Origin of the sequence: Amaricoccus tamworthensis (genome assembly GCF_049800875.1) — a bacterium.
Lineage (GTDB): Bacteria > Pseudomonadota > Alphaproteobacteria > Rhodobacterales > Rhodobacteraceae > Amaricoccus > Amaricoccus tamworthensis.
On record NZ_JBNAFV010000023.1, the window covers coordinates 31,953 to 54,763 of the forward strand.

At 55.6% G+C, this 22,811-nt stretch carries 16 protein-coding genes and 2 pseudogenes; 5 read left to right on the top strand and 13 right to left on the bottom strand.

What is annotated here, in order from left to right; translation table 11 throughout:
* Nucleotides 1-70 precede the first annotated feature (70 nt).
* The 7 genes from ACP15P_RS21610 to ACP15P_RS21640 form a co-directional block, all read right to left on the bottom strand.
* Nucleotides 71-1,339 (bottom strand): lipopolysaccharide biosynthesis protein, encoded by a 1,269-nt coding sequence (locus ACP15P_RS21610; protein ID WP_424930547.1) that lies wholly within the window; start codon nt 1,337-1,339, stop codon nt 71-73.
* A gap of 90 nt (nt 1,340-1,429) precedes the next feature.
* Nucleotides 1,430-2,665 (bottom strand): polysaccharide biosynthesis/export family protein, encoded by a 1,236-nt coding sequence (locus ACP15P_RS21615; RefSeq protein WP_424930548.1) that lies wholly within the window; start codon nt 2,663-2,665, stop codon nt 1,430-1,432.
* A 178-nt stretch (nt 2,666-2,843) separates the two neighbouring features.
* The gene (locus ACP15P_RS21620) at nt 2,844-4,586 is read right to left on the bottom strand and encodes a GumC family protein (protein ID WP_424930549.1); all 1,743 of its coding nucleotides are present in this window, start codon (nt 4,584-4,586) and stop codon (nt 2,844-2,846) included.
* A gap of 218 nt (nt 4,587-4,804) precedes the next feature.
* The gene (locus ACP15P_RS21625; protein ID WP_424930550.1) at nt 4,805-6,094 is read right to left on the bottom strand and encodes an O-antigen ligase family protein; all 1,290 of its coding nucleotides are present in this window, start codon (nt 6,092-6,094) and stop codon (nt 4,805-4,807) included.
* Between the two features lie 23 nt (nt 6,095-6,117).
* Entirely contained in the window at nt 6,118-6,963 is an 846-nt protein-coding gene (locus ACP15P_RS21630) for a sulfotransferase family protein (protein ID WP_424930551.1), read from the bottom strand.
* Nucleotides 6,960-8,237, bottom strand: coding sequence for a lipopolysaccharide biosynthesis protein (locus tag ACP15P_RS21635; protein WP_424930552.1), 1,278 nt, complete (start codon nt 8,235-8,237; stop codon nt 6,960-6,962). Before ACP15P_RS21635 ends, ACP15P_RS21630 begins: the two co-directional genes overlap by 4 nt.
* Before the next feature lie 6 nt (nt 8,238-8,243).
* Nucleotides 8,244-9,143 (bottom strand): sulfotransferase family protein, encoded by a 900-nt coding sequence (locus tag ACP15P_RS21640; protein WP_424930553.1) that lies wholly within the window; start codon nt 9,141-9,143, stop codon nt 8,244-8,246.
* A 431-nt stretch (nt 9,144-9,574) separates the two neighbouring features.
* Here ACP15P_RS21640 and ACP15P_RS21645 point away from each other — a divergent pair, with 431 nt between their 5' ends.
* Nucleotides 9,575-11,449 carry a hypothetical protein gene (locus tag ACP15P_RS21645; RefSeq protein ID WP_424930554.1) on the top strand — a complete coding sequence of 625 codons (1,875 nt, stop codon included), beginning with the start codon at nt 9,575-9,577 and terminating at the stop codon, nt 11,447-11,449.
* A gap of 382 nt (nt 11,450-11,831) precedes the next feature.
* On the opposite strand, the pseudogene ACP15P_RS21650 reads toward ACP15P_RS21645, so the two are convergent.
* A pseudogene (locus tag ACP15P_RS21650) lies at nt 11,832-12,002 on the bottom strand (transposase); the annotation flags it as partial.
* A 582-nt stretch (nt 12,003-12,584) separates the two neighbouring features.
* On the opposite strand from ACP15P_RS21650, the gene ACP15P_RS21655 reads away from it, so the two are divergent.
* The 4 genes from ACP15P_RS21655 to ACP15P_RS21670 all read left to right on the top strand — a co-directional run bounded on the left by ACP15P_RS21655 (nt 12,585) and on the right by ACP15P_RS21670 (nt 16,704).
* A complete protein-coding gene (locus ACP15P_RS21655; RefSeq protein WP_424930555.1) occupies nt 12,585-13,259 on the top strand; it encodes a sugar transferase in 675 nt (224 codons plus the stop codon).
* Nucleotides 13,256-14,515: a glycosyltransferase gene (locus tag ACP15P_RS21660; protein ID WP_424930556.1), complete on the top strand. Its 1,260-nt coding sequence runs from the start codon at nt 13,256-13,258 to the stop codon at nt 14,513-14,515. Before ACP15P_RS21655 ends, ACP15P_RS21660 begins: the two co-directional genes overlap by 4 nt.
* Nucleotides 14,516-14,891: 376 nt before the next feature.
* Nucleotides 14,892-15,794 carry a sulfotransferase domain-containing protein gene (locus ACP15P_RS21665; protein ID WP_424930557.1) on the top strand — a complete coding sequence of 301 codons (903 nt, stop codon included), beginning with the start codon at nt 14,892-14,894 and terminating at the stop codon, nt 15,792-15,794.
* A gap of 97 nt (nt 15,795-15,891) precedes the next feature.
* A complete protein-coding gene (locus ACP15P_RS21670) occupies nt 15,892-16,704 on the top strand; it encodes a sulfotransferase family 2 domain-containing protein (RefSeq protein WP_424930563.1) in 813 nt (270 codons plus the stop codon).
* Between the two features lie 440 nt (nt 16,705-17,144).
* Here ACP15P_RS21670 and ACP15P_RS21675 read toward each other — a convergent pair.
* From ACP15P_RS21675 to ACP15P_RS21695, 5 genes and pseudogenes are all read right to left on the bottom strand, one after another.
* Nucleotides 17,145-17,822: pseudogene (locus ACP15P_RS21675) on the bottom strand (IS110 family transposase); the annotation flags it as partial.
* 79 nt (nt 17,823-17,901) lie between these two features.
* Nucleotides 17,902-18,459 carry a recombinase family protein gene (locus ACP15P_RS21680; protein WP_424930558.1) on the bottom strand — a complete coding sequence of 186 codons (558 nt, stop codon included), beginning with the start codon at nt 18,457-18,459 and terminating at the stop codon, nt 17,902-17,904.
* A 640-nt stretch (nt 18,460-19,099) separates the two neighbouring features.
* Nucleotides 19,100-20,053 (bottom strand): UDP-glucuronic acid decarboxylase family protein, encoded by a 954-nt coding sequence (locus tag ACP15P_RS21685; protein WP_424930559.1) that lies wholly within the window; start codon nt 20,051-20,053, stop codon nt 19,100-19,102.
* Between the two features lie 326 nt (nt 20,054-20,379).
* On the bottom strand, nt 20,380-20,718 hold the full coding sequence (locus tag ACP15P_RS21690; protein WP_424930560.1) for a hypothetical protein: 339 nt from the start codon (nt 20,716-20,718) through the stop codon (nt 20,380-20,382).
* A 325-nt stretch (nt 20,719-21,043) separates the two neighbouring features.
* The coding region (locus tag ACP15P_RS21695) for an Ig-like domain-containing protein (protein ID WP_424930561.1) at nt 21,044-22,811 on the bottom strand (1,768 nt) is incomplete at its 5' end.

The window sequence follows — 22,811 nt, forward strand, 5'->3', positions numbered from 1 at the left end:
AAAACATGATTTTCGGTCTTGAGGTCATCTGCAGGCACTCTTGGATTCGCACAATGGGGACTTCGGGAGTTTATACATTGCCGCCTCCGCGAGCGGCTGACGTGCGCCGTCCACCAATGATCCAATACAGAACGGGAATTTGAACCAGAGAGGCGCCCACCATGCCGATGGCAGCTCCATTCAAACCAAAAAACATAATACCCATCGTGCAAAAAACCGTAATAAAGACCGTATAAGTTATTCGATTAAGAAGTTGTAAGCGAAACTTTCTTTGAGCAATAAGGGCATTTTGATATACTTGGCAGGGCGCGTTAAAAGCGATCGAAATCAAGATAAGAAACATCAGATCGCCATAGCCATCAAAATCAAGACCAAATACAAACGACAATATCGGGTTATTATAGGGCAGCATAACAAAAGCCGCAACAAACACGGATCCCGACAATAATGCCCCAAGTTTCAGGAGCAGGCCGTGAAACTCACCTGACTGGCCTTCGTGCCACAGCCGCGCCAAATGGCCAACCACCGCCCGGTCCAAAGCCTGAAACAACATCTTCGCCGCCTGATTTATGTACGCCACGGCGGTGAAGTAACCAAGACTCTCCAGGCCGACGAACTGGGCCAGCAGTAATCGCGGCATGACCCCGCCAAGACTGGTGACCAGCAGCGCCGCTCCAAGAGGAGCGGAGTTGACGGCCAGCCTCCACGTTTCCGACAGGGTTGCCCGGCGCGGGGTTTTCTCAATATGCCGAAGGGCCTGGGGCGCATCAAACACCGCAAGCACCACCAGCCAGCTCAGAAAGTTGCTGAACAGGGCCAATGTCACCGACCCGTTGAAGAGGAGAATGAACGCAAATGCCGAAATGCTCAGTACGCCGCGGAGGATTTGTGATACGGTCATCAGATCGATACGATTGTTTTTCTGGAATACGCCGTACATCAAATCCGACAGCATATCCACGGCTCGCGTGATCGAAACCAGTGCGATGAAATACAGTGTTTCGGTGTCAGGCGCCGCAAACACCGCTATCCCACCAATTGTCACCAGCCCGCATAGAGTGGTGACGGATCTCAACAAAAGAAAATCTCGGAATCCGAAGCTGTCCGACATGTCGGTCGCCTGGTTGAACCTTAATCCAAGATTGAAAAAGAAAAAAACGGGCGTCGCTATTGCTGCTGCGAGGCCAAAACGGCCCACATCCTCAATCTCCGCAAAACGGGTCAGCAGGATCAGGATGCAGAACTGGCTCGAAACATAGAATGCCTGCCCTAGAATCGACCAGACAATCATGCCTCTCAGGCGGGTCGAAAACCCTGCGGCCTTCCCCAGGCGCATCATCGAAACCCTGAACGCATCGCGGATCCCATGTTCTGACCGAAGAAAATCATGCCATCATTCCGAAGGCATGGATCGCGTTTCGACCAGCAACTACTGCGTTCCCGTGTCAACGTCGGACGACCCGTCCCAACGCACCTCGATCACATCGCCGGGCATAACCCGCACATCCGGTTCGACCGGCCCCTCAAAGGGAGTATGGGGGGAGGTCCGGACCAGTTTCATCGTGATGCTGCTTTCCCTTGCAACCGGAACGGATATTCCCAGCGTGCCTATGTAACCGTCAAGTGACCGCACCTGCCGCTGCAGTTCAAGCAGGCGGGTTTCTTCGGCATCAATCCGCTCCAGCAGATCCAGCCGCTCTCCCAGATCATCGATTTCCCTGGCCGAGAGGTCCCGAGCCAGTTCAATCTCCACCCGGAACAGCTCATCCGCCGTGTCGAGTGATCTGGACGAGGCCTGCAAAAGACCCTCTCGGGCCGCATCAACCTCCGGAGTGGTTGCCCTTCCCCATCCAACGAGATCCCGGGCCCGCGCAAGCTCATCCTCCCTGATTTGAACAACCTCCTCATTTACGGTCCTGAGTTCCCTCAGTACGTCAAGACGCTCCCGCATTTTCGCTAGTTTCCCGTGTTGCTCATCCTCAACCCTTGTCCGCATTGCCGAGCGCGTTTCAAGCCAAGCCTCGCCGGCCTCGGTCAGACCGGTTTCCTCACTGTAGGGGTCCCCGCCGGTTTCCGTCCCGCCATCCGGCGACAGTTCCGGATCAATTTGCCTCAAATCGGATTCCAGCCGAAAGATGGTCTGCCGCGTCGTCTCAATCTGGTTCAGGAAAAGGTTGCGGCGGAATATTAGCTCGAGTGCGCGGGTGTCGGTGCTGTCGTCAAAAACCCGCAGTCCTCCCGCCTCCGCAACAGCCTGACGGACGGTCATTCCAGGGCGAAACACGACCGGGCCAACGGTCCTCACATCTCCCGAGATATAGACCGGTCGGTAGCTGACGACGTCGATGAGGATTTCATTCGCCTGAACGCCATGCAGAACGCCCTCTCCCCCCTCGCCCGCCAGCCGGATGGGCGACGACCTGAGCATGCCGTTCACGGCCTGCCTGATCTGATCCAAGGTCAGACCCTCTGCCTGCACGCTGCCGACATATGGGAAAAAGAGACGGCCGTTAAACCCGATTTGGGCCTGCTGTCTTGTCTCCGGTACGCCAACTATGCCAAATGACAGTGTGTCACCGGCTCCCAGACGAAGCTCCTGTGCGATGGCCGCAACTGCGGATCCCAGCAGAATTGCTGCCGCAAAAATGACCCCAATCAATTTCATGCTTTTTTCCATAACTTCACGCCCGCATGTCTTACCAACTGATCAAACACCGCCCCCCATACCGTTAGGGCGAACTATTTCTGTTTCACCCGACTAATTGGGGCATCCGGCCTGGCGAGCACTGTTTCCCGGGCTGCTCTTTCCTGCATCACCGGCAGGGTTCGGCCCGCAACGCCAACTATCCTTTCCCGCCCCCCCCCGGCAAAATGTCGTACCTGGCCTGCTTGAAGCGGGCCGAACTGATTCTGGTCATAACGACCCCGGCCGGGGTAAGCCCCGCCCGCCCAAGAACATCGACAGCCGCCCTCACCGAACCTTCTGGGGTTGCGTTCCACTGCGATAGAAAAACCAGAGAGTCCACATGCCGTCCAAGCAAACGGACGTCAGGCGCGTCCAGGATCGGCGAAGTGTCAACAAGAACGTAATCATAGCGGCTCTCGGCCGATGCCATGACCTTGCGAAAGGTATCGGAGGTAAGTAGGTCGACCGGCCTTTTCGGCGCCTCTTCGCAAAACATCAGATCGGCGTTGAGAACCGTGTTGTGTGTAACCGCCTCATCGAAGGATGCGCGGCCCTGACACAGGGCCACCAGGCCGGTGCTGGATTTCGGCTCCACCAAACGGGTAAGTGATCTGCGGCGAAGATCGGCGTCAATCACCAGAACGCGGTTCCGGCTCTCGGCTAAACCAGCCGCAAGCGACATCACAAGGGACGTCCTGCCCTCACCTGCAACCGCTGAGCATAAAGCGATAACTTTGTGGCGGGGACCGGCCGTGGACATCACCAGGCCGGCCTGAAGATCCTCGAGTGCAGAAATGTACTGGGGTGCGTGCCGGCTTATGAGGCCAGAGAGTTCAGGCTGCCGAATTCCACGCGGAACCCGCGGTGTCGCGCCAATGAGCGGGAGGCCGGTGATCCGCTCCAGCTCCATTGGGGACCGAAGGGTGTCGGACAGCGCCTCACGCACGAACACCACACCCAAGGCGGCAATTCCTCCAATTATCGCGCTGAAAAACAAAATCACCCGTTTGCGTGGCGAACCAGGTTCGGCGGGCATTTCAGCTCTTGACAGAATACGACCATCTGGACGGTGCAGACCCTGCTGCACCGTTGCCTCCTTTAGCCGTTTCAGGAAATGCTGATGCAGTTCACGGATCACCTGGGCCTCACTGTTCAGCCGTTCAAGCCGAACCGAATCCTCAAACCGGTCCTCTGATTCCGAACTGAACTGAAATTCCCCAACCCGGACGCCGGCCTCGATCAGCTGCTGCTGGAGATCATCAACGCGCTGCTGCAGCCAGATGACGGCGTTCTGCGTAGTTTCAGTTTTCAAAAGAACCTGATTGTCCAGATATGCCTGTGCCACCGAGTTGGCAATTCTCTGGGACTTTGCCGGATCGGTCGTGGTTGCGGTAATCGAAATGACATAGGATCCACGCTCGTTGCTGACCGTCAGGGAATTCCGCAAAGCCGCGATTGTGTCCGGAAGGGTCCGCTGCGCGAGCATGACCGGATCCGTAACGGCTGCCGGGTCGTCGGTCAGATGCGGATTGAATTCGTAATCTTGCGTAAGGTTCTCCAGTTCCACAATTCGGGCGAGCAGCCCGTTACTCCGCAATACGGCTATCTCGGTATTGAGGGCGGCACTGTCCTGAAAAGGTTCCCCACCGCTCGTGGGATCAAGGCTGGCGATGTTGCTCTGGCTGCTGTTCAGCACAATTGTGGCCGTTGCGGAATAGAGCGGAACCGCCATGTAAATGAGGTAAAAATATGCGGCGGCAATCGACAGGCCGATTATGGCGACAATCAGAAAGAAGTTGCGTCGAAGAGCGGAAATTACAGTGCTGAAATCCACCGTATCGAGCCTATACTGTCGACCTCCCACATGCTCCGACTGTGACGAATGAATATTCGAAATCAAAACTACCTCTTTAAAAACCGGTGGGATGTTCTCGGGAATGTATCAGACGCTACGTCCGCTACAAGTGCGATCCGAATACGGGAAGCCCGCCGGGACTGTCCGTGGAGACCTGGATCCGTTTTGTGACACACTGGACATGTCTGAAAGATCCACCAGCCCCTTCCAAATTTCATAACCCCGGCAAGGGGCTTGGCGCAACCGGGGACGCCCGTTTGCCGTCAGCTTGCGCCCTGCGGTGGTTGTTTTGCGACAATGAGCCGCCTTTCCGGCGGCGAATGCAGCGCTCGACGTGCAACGAGCGCGAGCGCAAGAGCCACCAGTCCACCCCCGGTCGGCAAACCGCCGCCCCCGCCAACGCTGGCACGAACCAGGAAAAGAATGGGCAAACAGGTGACCATCAGCAGCTCGGGCTGCAATGCGGCTCCGGCAATTATTGCCCGCATGCCGGATATTGAAAGCAACGCGGCATAAAGGAGAATGTAGCCGGCACAAATCGCACCGATGATACCGATCGACGAGAGCGAGAACAGAAAAAAGTTATGCACGTAGTGTCTGTGGACCCGCGTTAGACCCACGCCGAAAAGCATGTTGTCCTCAATGGAATCCAAGGCTTCAGAGTATTGGATGAGGCGGCCCGCACGGGTGTCGCTGTCACTGTTGAGGTTTAATGTCAGGTAGTCCAGCACCAGGGGACCGGTGACCAGAACGAGGAGCAAGCCAAGCACGATTAGCACATAGGGTCCGCCCCCCTTGGCTGCCCGCAGATAGTAGACCACGAAAACGGCCGACGCGAGGATACATGTCAGCACCGCACTGCTTGAGAAAATACTCAGCACCATTATCAGCGAGAGCATGGCCACCGGGATCATGCGCTTCTCTCCATTCAGCGCATAGGATCCGGCCAGAATGTAGAATATTGCATAGGTTGCCGAGACTGAATTGTTCAGCTGCGTTCGAAAGTCGTCATCCTCAAAAACGTCGCTCTGGCTGAAAGCGTTATATACGGGGCGCAGCACCCAGAAATTGAAACGGTCACGGTTGCCCGTGACCAGATACTCGCTGAATCCCCCAATCAGGTCCACACCGGCCAGCAACGCGGAAAAGATGAAGAATCCAAAAAAAGTCAGAAAGGCGAGGAGAACGGGAGTCGAGTCTCGCATGCTGACGGCATTTGAGATCGCGTAAGCCCCCAACGTCGCCGCCAGTGACATGACAACAACATTGCTGGGCTCTCCGTTGACCGTGAAACTGGCAAGCAGCAGAACAAGCAGTATCAGCTGCACATTCAGAATCATGGGCGCCCGAAACTGCCTGAAGAGAAGGATGCCAAGCCCCATGAGCCCCAAAAGCATCAGCGACCCGAAATTCGACAGTTCAATCTGAAAGCGGCCAACCGTCAACACGATAAACCATTTGATGCCGACCGTTGCCAATGCGACATAGATGACAAGCCCGTTGAACCAAGGCGTCGGTGCCGAGCCGGGCAATGTATCGTATTGCCGTATCATTCCGCTCCCGCTTCGGTCCGCTGTTACTGGTTGTCGAGCCAATGGGACAGATCACGGTCAAGCATCAGTTCGAGCTGTTTGATGCCATCCCGGTGTTTCTCCTGAAGGCGCCGCCGATCGTCAGCACCCAGCATCTTCGTGGATTTTTCCGATGTTGAACGATACAGGGCCTTTTGCAGACCGGGTATCTTTTTTACCTTGCCGATGAGATTTGGCATCCCTGACCGTCGTGCGGCCCATGCCAGATCCTTGGTAATCTTTGCCATTGCCGGGCTGCGCGCTTCACGGGCGACGTATTTCGGCCTGTCAACCTCGGCGTAGTCAAACATCGGGTCCACGCCAAGAAACCCATAGAGCGACCGCAGGAACGCCTTCGGATCGGCCTTCAGATCATCGTAGAACATGACATTGACGTTCCCGCGCGGGAACAGTTCGAACACCTTGGGCAGGTAATGGTCATACCGACCATATTCGCTGATGAACCGGTACTGCCCATTCATCTCCTCAGCAAAGCTGCCCGCGTTATTTGCATTGCGTTTCATGTGCAAATACGCTGACCAGTCCCGCTCAACTGGGTTTCGAACCGAGACAAGGATTTTCGCATTCGGGATGTCGTCAGCGATGCGTCTCAGCGCGGATTCGGAATACAGGTATCCCGTCGTGACCTCGCCAACAGCCGCATGCTTCGGTCCCGCTTGATCGAAATGGGACTCATACCATGCCTGGCCGCGATGAAACTGCTCATCAAAATAGTATTTCACATATTTTGCGATTGGCACAAAAACCTGCGGATGGGCTCTCAGCGCTTCAAAAATCCAGGTAGAGCCGGCGCGGGGAGCTCCGATATAGAGAAAATTGGGCATTGTCATGGGGGTATACTCTCTGTCCCGGAAGGGAGCTGAATCGATAGCGACAGGCGAAAGAAGAAAACGAGCAGAAGTAGTGTGCGAACGGCAACGCCCAACAGCAGGGCATAGGCCGCGCCATAAACACCCTGGGACGGGATCAGGATGACCGCCGCGGCCAGTGTGACCGCAAAGGCCGCGAAATTGATCCACAACCGCCGCCAAAACACGTGTCCCGCAGTCATCGCAAACTGCAGCGGCGCCGCCGCCATGCGAAGGGCCGTGCTGAGGATCACGAGCACAAACAGGCGCTGATCGACAAACAGTCCGCCATAGAGGAGGTTCAGGATCCACGGTCCGGCAAACCATACGACGGCTAGAATGGAGACTCCGATGGCCGACGACATGCACACGAGCTTCAGGGACAGTTTCTGAAACCGCGCGCGCCGCCCCTCACGTACGAGACGCCGGAGGTGGGCCGCCGAGGCGGACCCGATGGCATTGGTGACTGTTGCAAGAGCGGTGTTGATGTAGGCTATGGCTCCGAACACGCCCACAAGACTAAGATCGACATGCTGGGCCAGGACAAGGCGCGGTGCGCTTGCGGTCGCATTCACGAAAAAACCCGCCAGGCCAAGGGGCAGCATCCAGAGAAACAGCTTCAGGAGTATCCCGGGCCGCACTTCAAATACCGCCGACAGGCGGTTTGTGATATCAAGCCGTGCCAGAAAACGCCGGTCCACAAACCACTGCGCCCCAATCCACATCAGCGCCTCGACAAGAAAAGCGACCCAGAGCGCGCCTGTCAGGGCATAAGCGGCAGCAAAACCTGCAAGACCGAGAACCCCGCGGATCGCGTAGGAAACCGCCACGAAATCTAGCCGCTGGGCCCGCTGGAAACTTCCGTAGCTCATGTTGGCCTGAGTCCCGACAAACTTCACGAGCATGAACGCCAGTGTCGTGGTCTGGACCAGTGAGCCCTGGTACACGTCCCACATGGCAACCAGGGCGCAGATAACCAGCATCGCCACGACCGAATTGACCAGGCGCAGGGCAAAATAGTGGGTGGTGTTAAACTCGGTGAGATCGTCAACTGAATGACCTTCACGCATGGACATTGCCGCCATGAAAAAGATAGGGGTGACCAGCGCAGTCGCCACTGTGATAGCGCCCACCTCTTCCGGAGAGCCCATCCGCGCGACAACGGCAATTATGCCCCACTGGGTAAGGGCAAAAATTACATTGCCGATCAGGCCATAAAGAACATTCCGCCTGATTGAGAGCGCCCTGACCTCCATTCTAGCCTAGCCCGCCCCCTTCCACGTTATGGCCCCGGTCAGCCCCATCGATGCAAGGCGTTCAATGTCCGGTTCAAACAGCCGCCTGAGCCTGTCGAGTGCCGCTGCGTCAATCGGTGGATATTGCCCGGGTTTCAGATTGACCGCTAGGATCTTCCGTCCAACGCGAGAGCGCATCTCCCGTGGCACCAGTGTTCGAACGACCGATTTCAGAGGGTTTTTTCCTGTAACCAGGCGATGGAGCGCCTGGGAGCGAGGCATGGCGGAACTGTTGGAGTGCAGCCCGCTGACAGACTTACCATTTCCGTTGGCCGGGCATAGTCCAACAAATTCGCGCAGCCGTTCTTGAAGGGCCGGCACGTCCTCCAGGTCCTCTGGCAGCAGAACAAGGATCCTGTCACGCCCAAGAACCTCAAACGCATGGTCAAGCTGTGACGCATAGCGGCCAACCCCAACATAGGCATGACGCCACCATCGCCCGTTTTCAGCCCGAGCCGCGCGGACCCGCCCAGGCTCGGCGTCCAAGGCATCCTCGAATGAAAGAGGCTCGTTCCCCAAGCGTTTCTGGTGCCAGTAGGCCGAATAAGCTCGTTTGACCGGATCACGCAGTGTAACAATAAACCGGGCATCGGCTCCAGAATTGCCGGCCAGACGGTCAATGGCTTCGGCCGATGCGAGATAGAAGGGCGTGGCATCACAAAAGATCCGCGCCTCTCCTGTTGCCGAAGGCCGGTAGAATTCGGACCTGTACCAGTCGACTCCCCTTGCCCACAGTTCTTCATCGCAGAAAAAATAGGTTTCCTTGACTGAGGGAACAAAAATCTCCGGCTGCGCAGCAAGAAGATCCGCAACCGTGGTCGTACCACATTTCTGGGCACCAAGCACAAAAACCGAAGGCTCAGTCATGGTTTGACTTCCGGGTCGCAATGCTGAACGCAATAATCATGAAGATTTGCTCCAAAAGTTTCAGGCCTCGATGGCCTGGCCGCCAGCAGCGGACCTGTTCCCCCAAACACAACAGATAAAGGGCGCACCTGAAACCTAAATAAGGAGCGAAATGCAACAGAAGCCCGTGGGCGTCAAGGGCGGGATCATTAACCCGGGAGAACTAGGATCACCGGAACATCCTGTTTTCGTTTGCCGCGGTTCCGTTTCATATTCTGGCCTGACGCCGGAACTTAGCTTGCATTGTTTGCCGGGATTCCGCAACAACGGATCAGGGACACGGCCATGGCGGTCATGCGCCCCGCCGAACCGGGCAGGTTAATAAAAACTGCTGTTGCCAACAGAGCCCACCGACGGCGACGGGTTCATGCAGCCCAGACAGGAGAGTGTTCATGGAGCCGGTCAACCGAAGGAGTTTTGTCAGGGCGATGTCTCTAGGAGGGGGCACCGTTGCCGTCGGGACATTTGCCGGAGCAACCAAGGCTTTGGCGGAGACTGAGGAAACGGGGTCGGCTGGAACCGGGGTGCGACATGCCCCCCTGACGGAGTGGATGCGGACCGATCCGGCTCTCCGCACGGGTCAGTTTGCGGTTGCCGTTGCCGAAAATGGCCGCATGGAGGTCAAACTGGGCGATGGCAGGCCGTGGTCCGCCACGCCGCCTCTTGCCGATCCGTTTCAGTTTGCCGATATCAGGGCGCTGGTTTCGGCGGGCTGGCTTACGGTCGGCGACATCGCTATCACCGAAGGCCGCGGGTCCGCCGGCGATGGCGGCGGGGCACGCTGGCATATCGAATCCGGCGGGGGCGCCGACGGCTTTTGCCGTCTTGCTCTGACAAACGGCCTCTTCGCGCGTCTCGCCTACGGAACCCTTTATGATGTGCGTCAGGCCGGGGCTCTCCCCGGAACGGATGGTGCGGAAGTCGCGAGGTCAATCCTCAGCCTCACACATCACGCCATTGCGGGCGGCGGCGGCACGATCGAGATCGCTCACCGCATTGGCTGTCACAATATTATCTTTCCGCCCATACCGCAGGAGGCCAGCGTCACATTCAGGATGACGCCCGGCGCACTCGTAACCCCGACCGACCCTCAGACCGGAACATTCATGTGGGACTTCCCACGCGGAGACTGGAACACCTATCCAAACTTCGTGAATATCCGCGTCTTTGGGGACAGGGACAAACGCCCGGTTTGCAACGGGATTCGTGTGGGTCCGACAAATGGCATGACCATCGACAACTGTTTTGGACAGTTCATCGCCGGGTGCGCATGGCAGATTGAAGGGGCGAACAATTCCCGGATCGACATCGTGACGTATAAATGCGGCACCGTGGACGGGGTATATGCGCAAAACTACACGGCCAACGCGTCAAAAGATAATTCCTTCAATGACATCGTGCTTCAGGGATCCACCGAACAGGATTTCCATGGCATCAATCTTGAAGGTGCGGCAGTCGTGCGGGAGGGATCGTCGCTCAAGCTCCATGGAGGGCCGGAAGTTATCCGGGCGCTCCGCATTCACCGGTGCAGCTCTTTTGCACTGCGGGTCTACACGACATTCCAATGGACCGGGGACGGCTTCATTCATGTCTCCGATGCAGGCAGTTCGGACCATGAGAAACTCCTCGTGGAAACCGAAACACAAAGCCGAAACACACGCGGTACGCTTGAAATTGATACACTGTACAACGTGCAGTGGGCAGGCACGGGCGCCGCGGACTGGTGCGTTATTGATCTGCAAAATGCCGCGTCCTTCCTCGTTGTGAAAGGTCGCATCGACCGGCAGGCCACGCCAGTAGAGGCGGATACGGACTATTGCCATTTTCGGATCGCCGGGCCGGGCAACAACGGGGTCACTCTGGATTTCGACGGACTGAGATTTGCCGGCAACGTGGACCGGGCTCGCCGGCTACGGGATGAACGTGACCTGCACGTGCGCCAGCGTAACCACGCATTGGCCCCTACCGCGCGCGCTGCCGCACCTCCGGTTCTCGAGGAGGCGGACGTTCTTGGTGGACGCTTGGCTCTGAAAGGAGCCTCCTTCGTCGATTTTGTACCGGAGAAAATGACAGAATTACGTGATTTTGTCATGGAAACTGGACAGTTCTGTACGATAATGGCACCTTACGGAAAGGTGTCCGTGCGCAACACCAAATCAGTCATTTTGGCTGGTTCGAGAAACTTCACAATGGGGCGCGGTGCAACACTTACCCTCTATTGCGCAGGTCCCGACCGGATCGTCGAAATCGCACGCAGCACCCGCTAGGCCCTGTTGACAAAGTATTTCGCCCATAGGCGTATCGATACGACGCGAATAAAGCCAAGATAGCTTTAAGCGGTCTTGTCATATCGTGTTGTAACATGCCGTGCGTTTTTCAGACGATTGATGCAGCGCTCCACCTGATTTCTTAGCGCGTAGATAAAATCGTCGATGAGAACCTTGACCTTCCGTCCTTTACACATTGGAAAGACGGCAGTTCCGCCTTGAGTCTCGATGTTGTTCTGAATACGGTCCGCATCGTAACTCCGGACGGCAAGCAACACCCTGGCACGGGCCCGGCCTCCATGACGGGGTCATACCCTTTGTGATCAGATTGTAATCAGAAGTTTGGTCGCCAGTGATCTCGGCCCTTATTGGCAGGAACCCGTTTGTGCCGATGTGCATCCGACACTTCGAGCCCGCCGAACTTCGCCTTCCATTTGTAGAACGTCGCCGAACTGATCCCATGCTCCCGGCACACATCCCCCGTCGCCACGCCGCTTTCCTGCTGCTTCAGGATCGCGATGATCTGCTCTTCGCTGAACCGTGATCTCTTCATTCCGTCCGTCTCCTTCGTTGGGACGGACTCTACCTCAAAATGGAGGAGAAAACGGGGCTCAGGTCACGGGGCGAACGACCCTGCTTCGGACCGGTTTCGATCAGGAAAGGTTCAAAAAAAAGCCCACTCCTCATCGCTCATGAGATCGCGGATCAAGATACCCTCCTCAATTTGGCATCTTGAATCACGTCCCAAGGGATTTAGAAATCCACTTTGTCAACAGGACCTAGATCGTTCCAGACCAAAAGAAATCAGAAAATCTCAACTATATGGTCAACTTGACTATAAACTGGATGACTCACGGACGCCCCTGCATTTAAATTAATCAGAATATTGCAGAAGCTTTTGAAATTTGAAACCAAGGCCTGAAAATAATTTTATAAAACATATGTTTAAATTGTTATTCTGTGATTTTACCCGAGGCTTTAAGCCTACAGGGTAAAAAAAAATTTGTTTCAATATGATTAAAATACAACTAATTGTGAGTTCAGAGAATTGGCATCTGGCACGCAGCAGTAATCACCCTGGATCAGATTTGCACCGTTGGTATGAATTTGATCGATCATTGTGATGGAGTAGAAATTGTTAAACCACACCAGTCCGGCACTGAACCGTGCAGAAATTGGAGCCTCATCAGCCCAACTGGCCAAAAAAATATATGGTATGGCGGGAAAGCGGTTTCTGGATGTGATTTTTTCTATCTTCGCAATATTGTTGGTGTGGCCGTTGGTATTGCTGGCTGTCGCTGTTATTGCGCTTGACGGACATTCACCATTTTTTCTGCAGCAGCGTGTCGGACGCAACGGGCGAATCTTCACAATTTTTAAACTGCGGTCGATGGTTGTGAACGCGGAAGAAAGGCTTTCCGCACATCTCGCGAAAAACCCGGAAGCGCGCGTGGAATGGGAAAAAACGCAAAAGCTTCAGGATGATCCGCGGATCACGGCCGTGGGGCGCTTGGTCCGCAAGACATCGATCGACGAACTTCCCCAGTTTCTGAATGTTCTGCTGGGTGACATGAGTATTGTGGGCCCACGGCCCATACTGCCGGAACAGAAGTCCATTTATCCCGGAACAGCCTACTACTCCATGCGACCGGGCATTACCGGCCCTTGGCAGATCGGAGGTAGGAACATGACCCCGTTCACGGACAGAGCTAAATATGACGAGGCCTATAACGACAATATCAGCTTTCTTAACGATACCCGCATCGTCCTGAAGACACTGGACGTGGTTGCAAAAGGAACGGGCGTATGACTGTTTACAACCGCCATTCGAAGCCCAACACGTTATTTGAGTGGCTGCTCGGATCTGCGCCCGTGCCGCAACACACCGGAACGGCCTACCGCTCCAAATTGCACATCCTCCACGTCTGCGAAACGTCGATGGGCGGCATTGGCTCCTATCTCAATCTTTTTACCGCCTTCCTCGATAACGGAATTGTCTCAAGGGTCGTGGTCCCGGACCAACACAGCGTCCAGCTTGATACCCGCGTGGAGACGATACCTTTCAACCGGTCGAAACGCGGTATCGCTCCACTTTTTGGAATGCTCAGACGTATGTTCGGGGCACTCCGCAAACCCGGAGCGGATATCGTTTTCTTCCACAGCACGTTCGCACTCCTTGGGCTTCTAGCGATGCGCGCCACCTTCGACCGGCGGCCGGCAATTTACTGTCCGCACGGCTGGGCCATATGCCGCTACACGGAGGGTTCCTGGAAATATCACGTGGTCCGGCATGTGGAGGGACTGCTGTGTGGCCTTGCGGATATAGTGGTCAATATTTCAGCGCCTGAACAGCGGCTTGCTTTGGAAAACGGGTATCGCGGACGGCATGTCTTGCTCGAGAATGCGGTCCCGGATGCCGCACCTGATGCCAGTGACGATATTTTTGGGGACGAGGGCGCGCTCCACCTACTTTTCGTGGGTCGCCTTGATCATCAAAAGGGCATCGACATTCTCCTTAACGCTCTCGAAAATGCAAGTCAGGTGAGGAATGACCTTCGTTTGCATGTTGTCGGGTCCTCCGTGAACGAGGATGCAAGCTTGCTCAGCATGAGCCATGTCACAAGCAGCTTCGGATGGGTGGATAAAAAAGAAATAGATGATTTCTACAGTTCCGCCGATGCTCTGGTGGTTCCGTCCCGCTGGGAGGGTTTTGGTCTGGTTGTCGCCGAGGCGCTGCGAAACGGGACGCCAGCACTTGTTTCGACCTCAGGGGCTTTACCTGGTCTTATCGAACCCGGGCGCACCGGACATGTATTTGAGCCCAATACGGAAAGTCTAACTTCCCTCCTGCTGGGCCTTGACAGGAAAGACCTAAGAAACATGCGGCCCGCAAGTCGGCAGTACTATCTGGACCGCTTTACGGTCGAAAAATTTCGCAGGGAATTTCTGAACATCATCTCGGAGGTCCTTGCCGAAAAGGCCGTTGGCAGGAACGGAAAGAGCGGCGCTTACGGGTTTTATCCACCTGAAGTGAACGATGCTGAAAGTGGAAACCTGCTTCGGTAAGCAGACACGAGCTGAATTTCCGGGACGCAGTTTCGATGGAATTCAGGTCCGGGCTATATGGCGTCGGTTTCGTTGCGGAGTTCCAGCGGAATCCAGAAACGTCCCGCAGCGCATACCGCCAAGCGGCTGAAAGCGTTTCCGCTCTGCTCCCTCAAAGAACAGAGTACGACTATAAGCAAAATTTCGCCGACTAGCGTCACATACTATTTATCGTAGCATTCCAGCGTTTTATGATTTTTCGGCGCAATACCCGTTTTTGCTACTGCTAACACATGGCTATGATACTCTGTGGGCTTACTATGTGATCCTGTAGAATGTTTTTTACCCGCTTTCGACGATTTCGCGATCATCAGTGAGCCTACCCAGAGAATTTTCGATGACCCAACGACCTTGGCTGCCCAACCTGATCATTGCGGGCGCCCCCAAAGCCGGAACAAGTTCGCTGTACAGATGGATAGCGGACCATCCAGACGCATTTGGCTCGACCGAAAAGGAAACATACTTCTTTGTCGATCCCGGCACACACATGTACAGGCCCAATTTTCACATATCGAACGGGCTTGACAGCTATCAGGCCCAATTTCCAATACCCGCCGGGAGTTCCCCCAAGGTTGTTTTGGAGTCCACTCCCGGTTACATGTACAGTCGTACGGCGCTCGAACACATCGCAGACCTGCCAAGCAAACCACGGTGCCTTTTCGTTCTGAGGGAACCGGCTTCGCAGATATATTCTCTTTATTCGTATTTTCGCGGAAACTGGGACTGGATTCCGTCAGACATGGATTTTGGTGACTTTGTCAAAACGGTGCGATCCGGATCCCATTCTTTCAAAGGGAATGAACTGGCTGTAAACGCCCTGTCATACGCGCGCTATATCGAGTATCTTGTCCCATGGTGGGAACGGCTCGGCGCTGATCGGATGAAAATCATACTGTTCGACGACCTCAAAGCCGATGAGATGGCAACTACTAGGCTCATTTCCAACTGGCTTGAGCTTGATCCTGACTTCTATGACGATTACGAATTTGGTCGTGACAATGAGACTTATATACCGCGCAACGCTCTCATACAGAAGATCAATATAGCCGGACGTAATCTGCTGCCAAAAGGTCGCGTATACGAAACCCTTCGCAGCCTCTATCGTAGAGCGAATACGCGAAAACCTGATGGGCCGACAGAAACTGAAAGGGCCGTTATTGCGGACCTGCGTAGCGAATTTTCATCGGCAAACGGGAAGCTTGCAGAGTTTTTTAAATTGGACGTGAGTTCGTGGGCGTAAACCGCAGTTTTGAGTTCGGGCAGGCATGCAGCCTGTTTAATGCCGGTGAACGTTGTGCGTCAGGTTCACGAGGCCACAGGTGGGTTCGACCTTGGGTATGATTGATAGGGCAAAACTGGCCCTCTCATCCATAAATGACCTTATTATGCCAAACCGGGTCGTTTATCACCATGTTCCAAAATGTGGTGGCACATCTGTTGGGCGCGCTCTGCGCAAGCGATTTATCCTGAATCAAGCCACGGTCGTACCGGAATCGAGCTTTCGTGCGTTTGAGAGTTTCTCCGGACGTCATGACCGGCAACAGATGCTGATTGACGTTCTCGACCTACGTGAACAGATGATGCTCTACCATATGTATGAGAATGTACACTGCGTGTCGCTTCACGTGCGCTTTTCTGAAGTGGCGTACACCCAATTCCGGGATCAGTACAAATTTATTACCATTCTTCGTGAGCCGATTTCCCGGTTCATCTCACATTATCTTTGGAGCTACGGAAAAACCGATGCACATGCGCGCATTGAGGAGGAGTTTGAGGATTTCCTGAACACTCCCCGTGCCCGTCGCTTGGGGGCAACCTATGTCGAATATTTTTGTGGACTTCCAAAGGAGTGCGACATTACGGCGCAGGCGGCGATTAAAAAGGCTATCTCAAATCTGAAGCGGATGGATGTCGTTGGTCAGCTAGACAACCTAGAGCTTTTTGAACGTCAGTTGAAGCAAAGCCTCGGTGTCCGTATTCGGATCGGCCATGAAAACAAGATGCGTCAGCCCTCATCCAAGAAGGAAGAAATCATGACGCCCGAACTGGTTGACCGTGTCCGCGAGTTGTGCGCTCCGGACCTCGCGGTTTGGCGGGCGATACAAAAGACCTCTGCGGAACCACCCATTTTTAACAAGCCGTGTGATTGAGCTACGCTCCTGTTTCTGGACATCATGGTAAAGTACCCCTGATTCTGAAAGGTACTTGGATTAATGCGACAACAACGGCTGTACCGCCCCGGGTTTGCCGGAGGCAGGTGAGGACCTCTTTCAACCAGGTGTCTGCAGTTATCTGAGACTGAATATGTTCTGGTATTCGAGGGTTCAATGTGCCTTGGATCTGCGCAGGCTTATCTGGCACTATCTCGCCAACTGTCGTTCCGGCTTCCGCCTGCCTCAACGCGAAGGCAATCTGTTCATCGCTGAATCGTTTCTTCGGCATCGGTACACTCCTCTATTGCCTAAAATGTTGGTCCCCTCCCGGAAACCTGGACCGGTCTGAATGAGAAATTTCCGGCTACAATGGGCCATTCAGGAGCGGCCGTAGCCGATGAAGAAATCAAGGTTCACCGATCAGCAGATCGCGTTCGCCCTGCCTCCGACCACAAACGCTCCGGGTTGTCGCCAGCGGTTATCAAAAGCTGTGTTGCCGTTTCATATCCAATCGAGCACCTGGAAATCAGGTCCGGCGCCACGCTGTCGACGATTTCCCTGATCAGGGTATCGAGGTCAGCGGCCTCATCGGTCTGTTCGAGATAGCGGCGGGCCAGTGACTTCAGTGCGATCCGATAAGCCGATGTTACATTCCCGCTGTCCGTCAGATCGGGTCGCCATGCCGCAAATGTTCGGATCAGCTGCATCCGGCTCATCGAACGGAGCTGCTCCTGCAGGTGATCCGGCGCGCTCACAATGTTGGTCTGGATCATCTGAAGGGCAACCCGGCGGGCGGAGACTGCTGTTTTCCTGCAGGTTTTCAGAACACGTAATGCCTCGATCATGCCATCCCGGCTTTTGGGCGTAACGGTCCGGGTCCCGGAGAAAGCTGCATGAGCCGCGTTTACCGCATCGAGCGTGTCGTCCTTGCCGCGCCGCCACCGGTCTGCTTTGTCCGGTGCCGTCACTTCCAGAACCGCAATGCCGGCATGCTGAAGATAGCGCAGCAGCCCCGCCCCTTAAGTCCCGGTGCATTCAATGCCAACGCGCTCCAACGCTCCAAATGAAAGCATCCAGATTAGCATTCTTTTGTATCAATGCCGTGTACTGGCGAAGGTCTCTGTTGCAACCACGTGGTCTTGCGCAGCGTACGGGCATAAACGATTCACCCGGGAATCGGCACTGTTGCAAAAATTAAACCTGGTAATCGGATTTTCTGAGATATCGATAGATGGTAGCTTTTGAGAGTTTGTATTGGGCCATCAGATCCTTGACCAAGATTCCCTGTTGACGTTTTCCACGCAGTTCCGCGATTTGGTTTGCTGTTAGTGCCGGACGCTTTCCGAACTGAACACCGCGATCTTTGGCTTTTTTGATGCCATCCATTTGTCGTTCGGCACGGATTTCAGTTTCGAACTGGCCGATGGCGCCGAGCATGTTGAAGAGAAGCCTCCCGGTGGCATCAGACGTGTCGATGTTCTGATCGAGGACAACGAGATCGACGCCCTTCCCGCGCAGGGTCTCAGCAATCTGGCAGAGGTGTAATGTGGAGCGCGCCAGTCGGTCGATGCGTGTAACGATGAGTTGGTCGCCATCGCGAAGGTAATTCAGGCATTCCTTGAGCTGGGGCCGAGCATCAGTCGTGCCACTGCGCTTTTCTTCGAAGAGCTTATCGCAATCACTAAGTTTTCCACGTTGAACATCTAGGGATTGTCCAACTGAGCTGACGCGGGCGTATCCGACTTTGGCCATAGGGTGTCAAATCAACTAAAAGGTCGTGCGACTGCCATATTGAGACATTAAAAAAGACATTGCAAGCAAACCGTCTCAATTTCTACACTTTGTGTGACACACGGAGACCTGTTCCATGCCGAACGACTCCAAATGGCAACAATTCCAGGGTGGGATCATCCTTTGGGCCGTACGCTGATACTGCCGCTATGGTATCAGCTATCGCGATCCTGAGGAAATTCTGGAAGAGCGCGGCGTCTCTGTCGATCACTCCGCGATCTATCGATGGGTTCAGGCCTATGCCCGTGAAATGAAAAAACGCTTGCGCTGGCATTGCCGGCCGCGCAGCATTTCCTAGTCTTGACCGGTCGACGATATCTACATCAGGGTCAACGGAAGATGGACATAAACTTGATCGTGCCGTCGACAGCCACGGTGACACCATCGACTCTTGTCCCTCCAGGTCCCGCAAAGCGCTTGCTGGGCAAGGCCCTGCGCGGCTGCAAGGATTGGGGGAGGCAGGAGGAAATCAATACGGGTAAGACTGATTGTCACTCTCAGGCGGTCCGCAAATTGATGAAAGAGAGCAAATGCCGGGACTGAACATGTCGCATCGAACACGTGCTCAGGGCTATCACATGGTCGTAAAAAGGGGGCCAGTTCAACCGCCAGGCTTCCCCCGCAGCACGACTTCAAAATAGGCGATCGTGCGGCTAAGCCCCTCCTCTAGCTGCACGGTCGGTTTCCAGTCCAAGAGGTCCTTCGCCTTGGAGATATCGGGTTGACGCTGAATGGGGTCGTTTTCAGGCAGCGGCCGGTATACGATCTCTGAGCGCGATCCGGTCAACTCCAGCACTTTCTCGGCCAGCTCAAGGATGGAGAACTCGTAGGGATTGCCGAGATTGACAGGTCCTGTTACCTCATCCGGCGTATCCATCAGTCTCAGGAAACCTTCGACCAAGTCATCGACAAAACAGAAGCTGCGCGTTTGCCGGCCGTCGCCATAAAGCGTAATCGGAACGCCCTTCAGCGCCTGAACGATGAAGTTTGACACCACCCGCCCATCGTTTGGGTGCATTCGTGGTCCATAAGTATTGAAGATCCGCGCCACCTTAATCCTAAGCCCATGCTGGCGGCGGTAGTCAAAAAACAGCGTTTCCGCGCAGCGCTTGCCCTCATCGTAACACGATCGCGGCCCGATTGGGTTGACACGGCCCCAGTAATCCTCGGTCTGCGGATGTACCGCAGGATCACCGTAGACCTCAGATGTCGAAGCCTGAAATATCTTCGCTTGCACTCGCTTGGCGAGCCCAAGCATATTGATCGCCCCATGAACGCTGGTCTTCGTGGTCTGCACTGGATCGAACTGGTAGTGAACCGGCGAAGCAGGGCAGGCAAGATTGTAAATCTCATCGACCTCGGCATAGAGCGGGAATGTCACGTCATGCCGCAGCAGCTCAAAGCCCGAATTTGAGAGAAGATGCGCGACGTTCGTCCGACGACCGGTAAAATAGTTGTCGACGCAGAGCACCTCATGTCCTTTGGCCAGCAGCCTCTCGCAAAGATGGCTACCAAGAAACCCCGAGCCGCCGGTCACCAGAATGCGCTTCGACATGTTGTCACTTTCCCGAGGTACGTTCATGAGCTAAAAATTCCAAAACGTGGCGACTGCTGGTTTTCTAAAAATCGCGGCGCTTCGTTCCGAGCCTCGTGCACGCAGAATTTTTTAAAGCGTTTTAATGTCTCTGCCACCATTTAAATCCTTTTTTGCCTAAGCTTATCATACCCAAGGACTTCCACAATAGACCGTTGCATCGCGCAAGCTGGACACCCGCCAGAACCCTGATTTGAAACTTGGGTTGCGCGCGGCGGCGCATTGATCTGCCCGGATCGAGTCTGCTCGCTGCGTTCTCGAGCCAGTTTCGACGATCGCGGACAGTCTCATCCCATGGCGCGCCTGCGCTCATGGAAGGTTAGGCGGCCGAAGTTGTCCGCGATGTTGGCCAGTTTCAGTTTCGCCTCAGCGCGGGCGATACCAATGATGCGGATGAAGAGTCCGAAGCGCGTCTTCTGGTAAGCGAAGACGTGCTCAATTGCGACGCGGATCGCCGACTTCTTCGCGTTGGTCCGTGCGATGTTCCGCGGCATCGGATTGCCGGCCGGTTTGCGCCGGTGTATGCGGCTCTTGAGCAGCCGCGCCGCCAGCCATTTCTCGCTCTTCCGGGATCGATATGCGTTGTCGACCCAGATCTCAGAGCCCGTGTTCTCCGGGCTGACCAAGTGCTTCAGTTGCCTCCCGTTGGCCGCCGAGATCGCGGCAAACTGGTCGAAAATTCAAGACCACCTCTGTCCTGAATGGTCAGGATTGGGCCGCATGAGCCTATGGTATGAAAGTATCACGTTCGGTCGACGTTCTTGGATGTGAGCCGGCCTTTTGGTCGCGGTTGCCGAACGGAGTCTCCGGAGGAACCGGTGTCGGCGCCCCGAGCTTTGGCCGTCGGCCCGTCGGATTGGTGTTTGCATGCGCAAGTGGACGCCGGCTCTGATCGTATGGATGGCCGGACACGGATGCCAACATCCATGTCGCAGCCATTGATGCCGGTCCTCACACCCCGAACATGTCCTCAGTCGTTGTGATTTCGATGGCGTTGACCAACGGGTTCTGCACCTGGTGCTGGAACTCAATGCCGAGGGTCCCATCGGTGACCTCAACCACGGCCTCGACAACACCGCCCACCCTGTGGCCAAACATGCCGCTTGGATCAATGTCCTCGAACGCAGCCGGAACGGATCCCTCCAGTTCCACGTCAAACACCCGTTCCCCGGCCTCACTGGTGCCGTTCCAGCTGTTGCGGATGAACAGTCGGACATTGTAGAAACCGTCATCCGGCAGATCAAACTCCCAGGTCATTTCCGGTGCATCGGGTTGGTCCCAACGATGGGACTCAAACACCGCCCGGGGTGCGCCGTCCGGCAGGCTGGTTCCCCCGGATATCCCCGGACTGGCCGTGGAGTTGCTGCCATTCTCCGCCAGATAGGGGCTGTTGACCGCTGCGGTATCCTGACCCCAGTCCGGACCGCCGTCGGTTGCACTCAAATTGCCTCCACCGGCGTTTACCCTGTAGAGGATTTCCGGCGTGTTGGCTGTGTCATCGTCAAGATCGTTGACCAGCACGGTGAAGCTCTCCACAACCGCCGGGTTCTCCCCGTCATCGGCAGTAATGTTCGCCGTATAGGTGCCGTCAAAATTCCGCGACGGCGTGCTCCATGTGAACTGGCCGGTGCCATCGCCATTGTCCACAAGCGCGTATTTCGACGGATTGACGGGCTGACCGTTCGGCCTCAGGAGTTCCGCACTCAGGGCAATGGTCCCATTGCCGTCAGGGTCCGTCGCACTGATGGCCACATCAACAAAATCAAACTCATCGACCAGCAGATCCGCCAGTGGGGCAATCACCGGCGGACCCGATGTGGTGGATTCAGGTGCAATGGTCACCGTCGCCGTGTCCTGGCCACCATTGCCGTCTCCGACCGTGTAGGTGAAGCTGTCACCCGGGAAGACCGCGGGCCCGGAGGTGTTACGCAAATAGAGGATCTGATCGTTATCAATCACGACCTCGCCCTGGCTGCCCTGGGTCACTCCAATGATGCCGAGAGCATCCCCGTCCGCATCCGTGTCGTTCCCCAATACATCGATGAACAGCGAGGTGCCCGGCACCTGGGTGACGGTATCATCCACCGCATCGGGAGGCGTGTTGGCTGTGTCATCGTCAAGATCGTTGACCAGCACGGTGAAGCTCTCCACAACCGCCGGGTTCTCCCCGTCATCGGCAGTAATGTTCGCCGTATAGGTGCCGTCAAAATTCCGCGACGGCGTGCTCCATGTGAACTGGCCGGTGCCATCGCCATTGTCCACAAGCGCGTATTTCGACGGATTGACGGGCTGACCGTTCGGCCTCAGGAGTTCCGCACTCAGGGCAATGGTCCCATTGCCGTCAGGGTCCGTCGCACTGATGGCCACATCAACAAAATCAAACTCATCGACCAGCAGATCCGCCAGTGGGGCAATCACCGGCGGACCCGATGTGGTGGATTCAGGTGCAATGGTCACCGTCGCCGTGTCCTGGCCACCATTGCCGTCTCCGACCGTGTAGGTGAAGCTGTCACCCGGGAAGACCGCGGGCCCGGAGGTGTTACGCAAATAGAGGATCTGATCGTTATCAATCACGACCTCGCCCTGGCTGCCCTGGGTCACTCCAATGATGCCGAGAGCATCCCCGTCCGCATCCGTGTCGTTCCCCAATACATCGATGAACAGCGAGGTGCCCGGCACCTGGGTGACGGTATCATCCACCGCATCGGGAGGCGTGTTG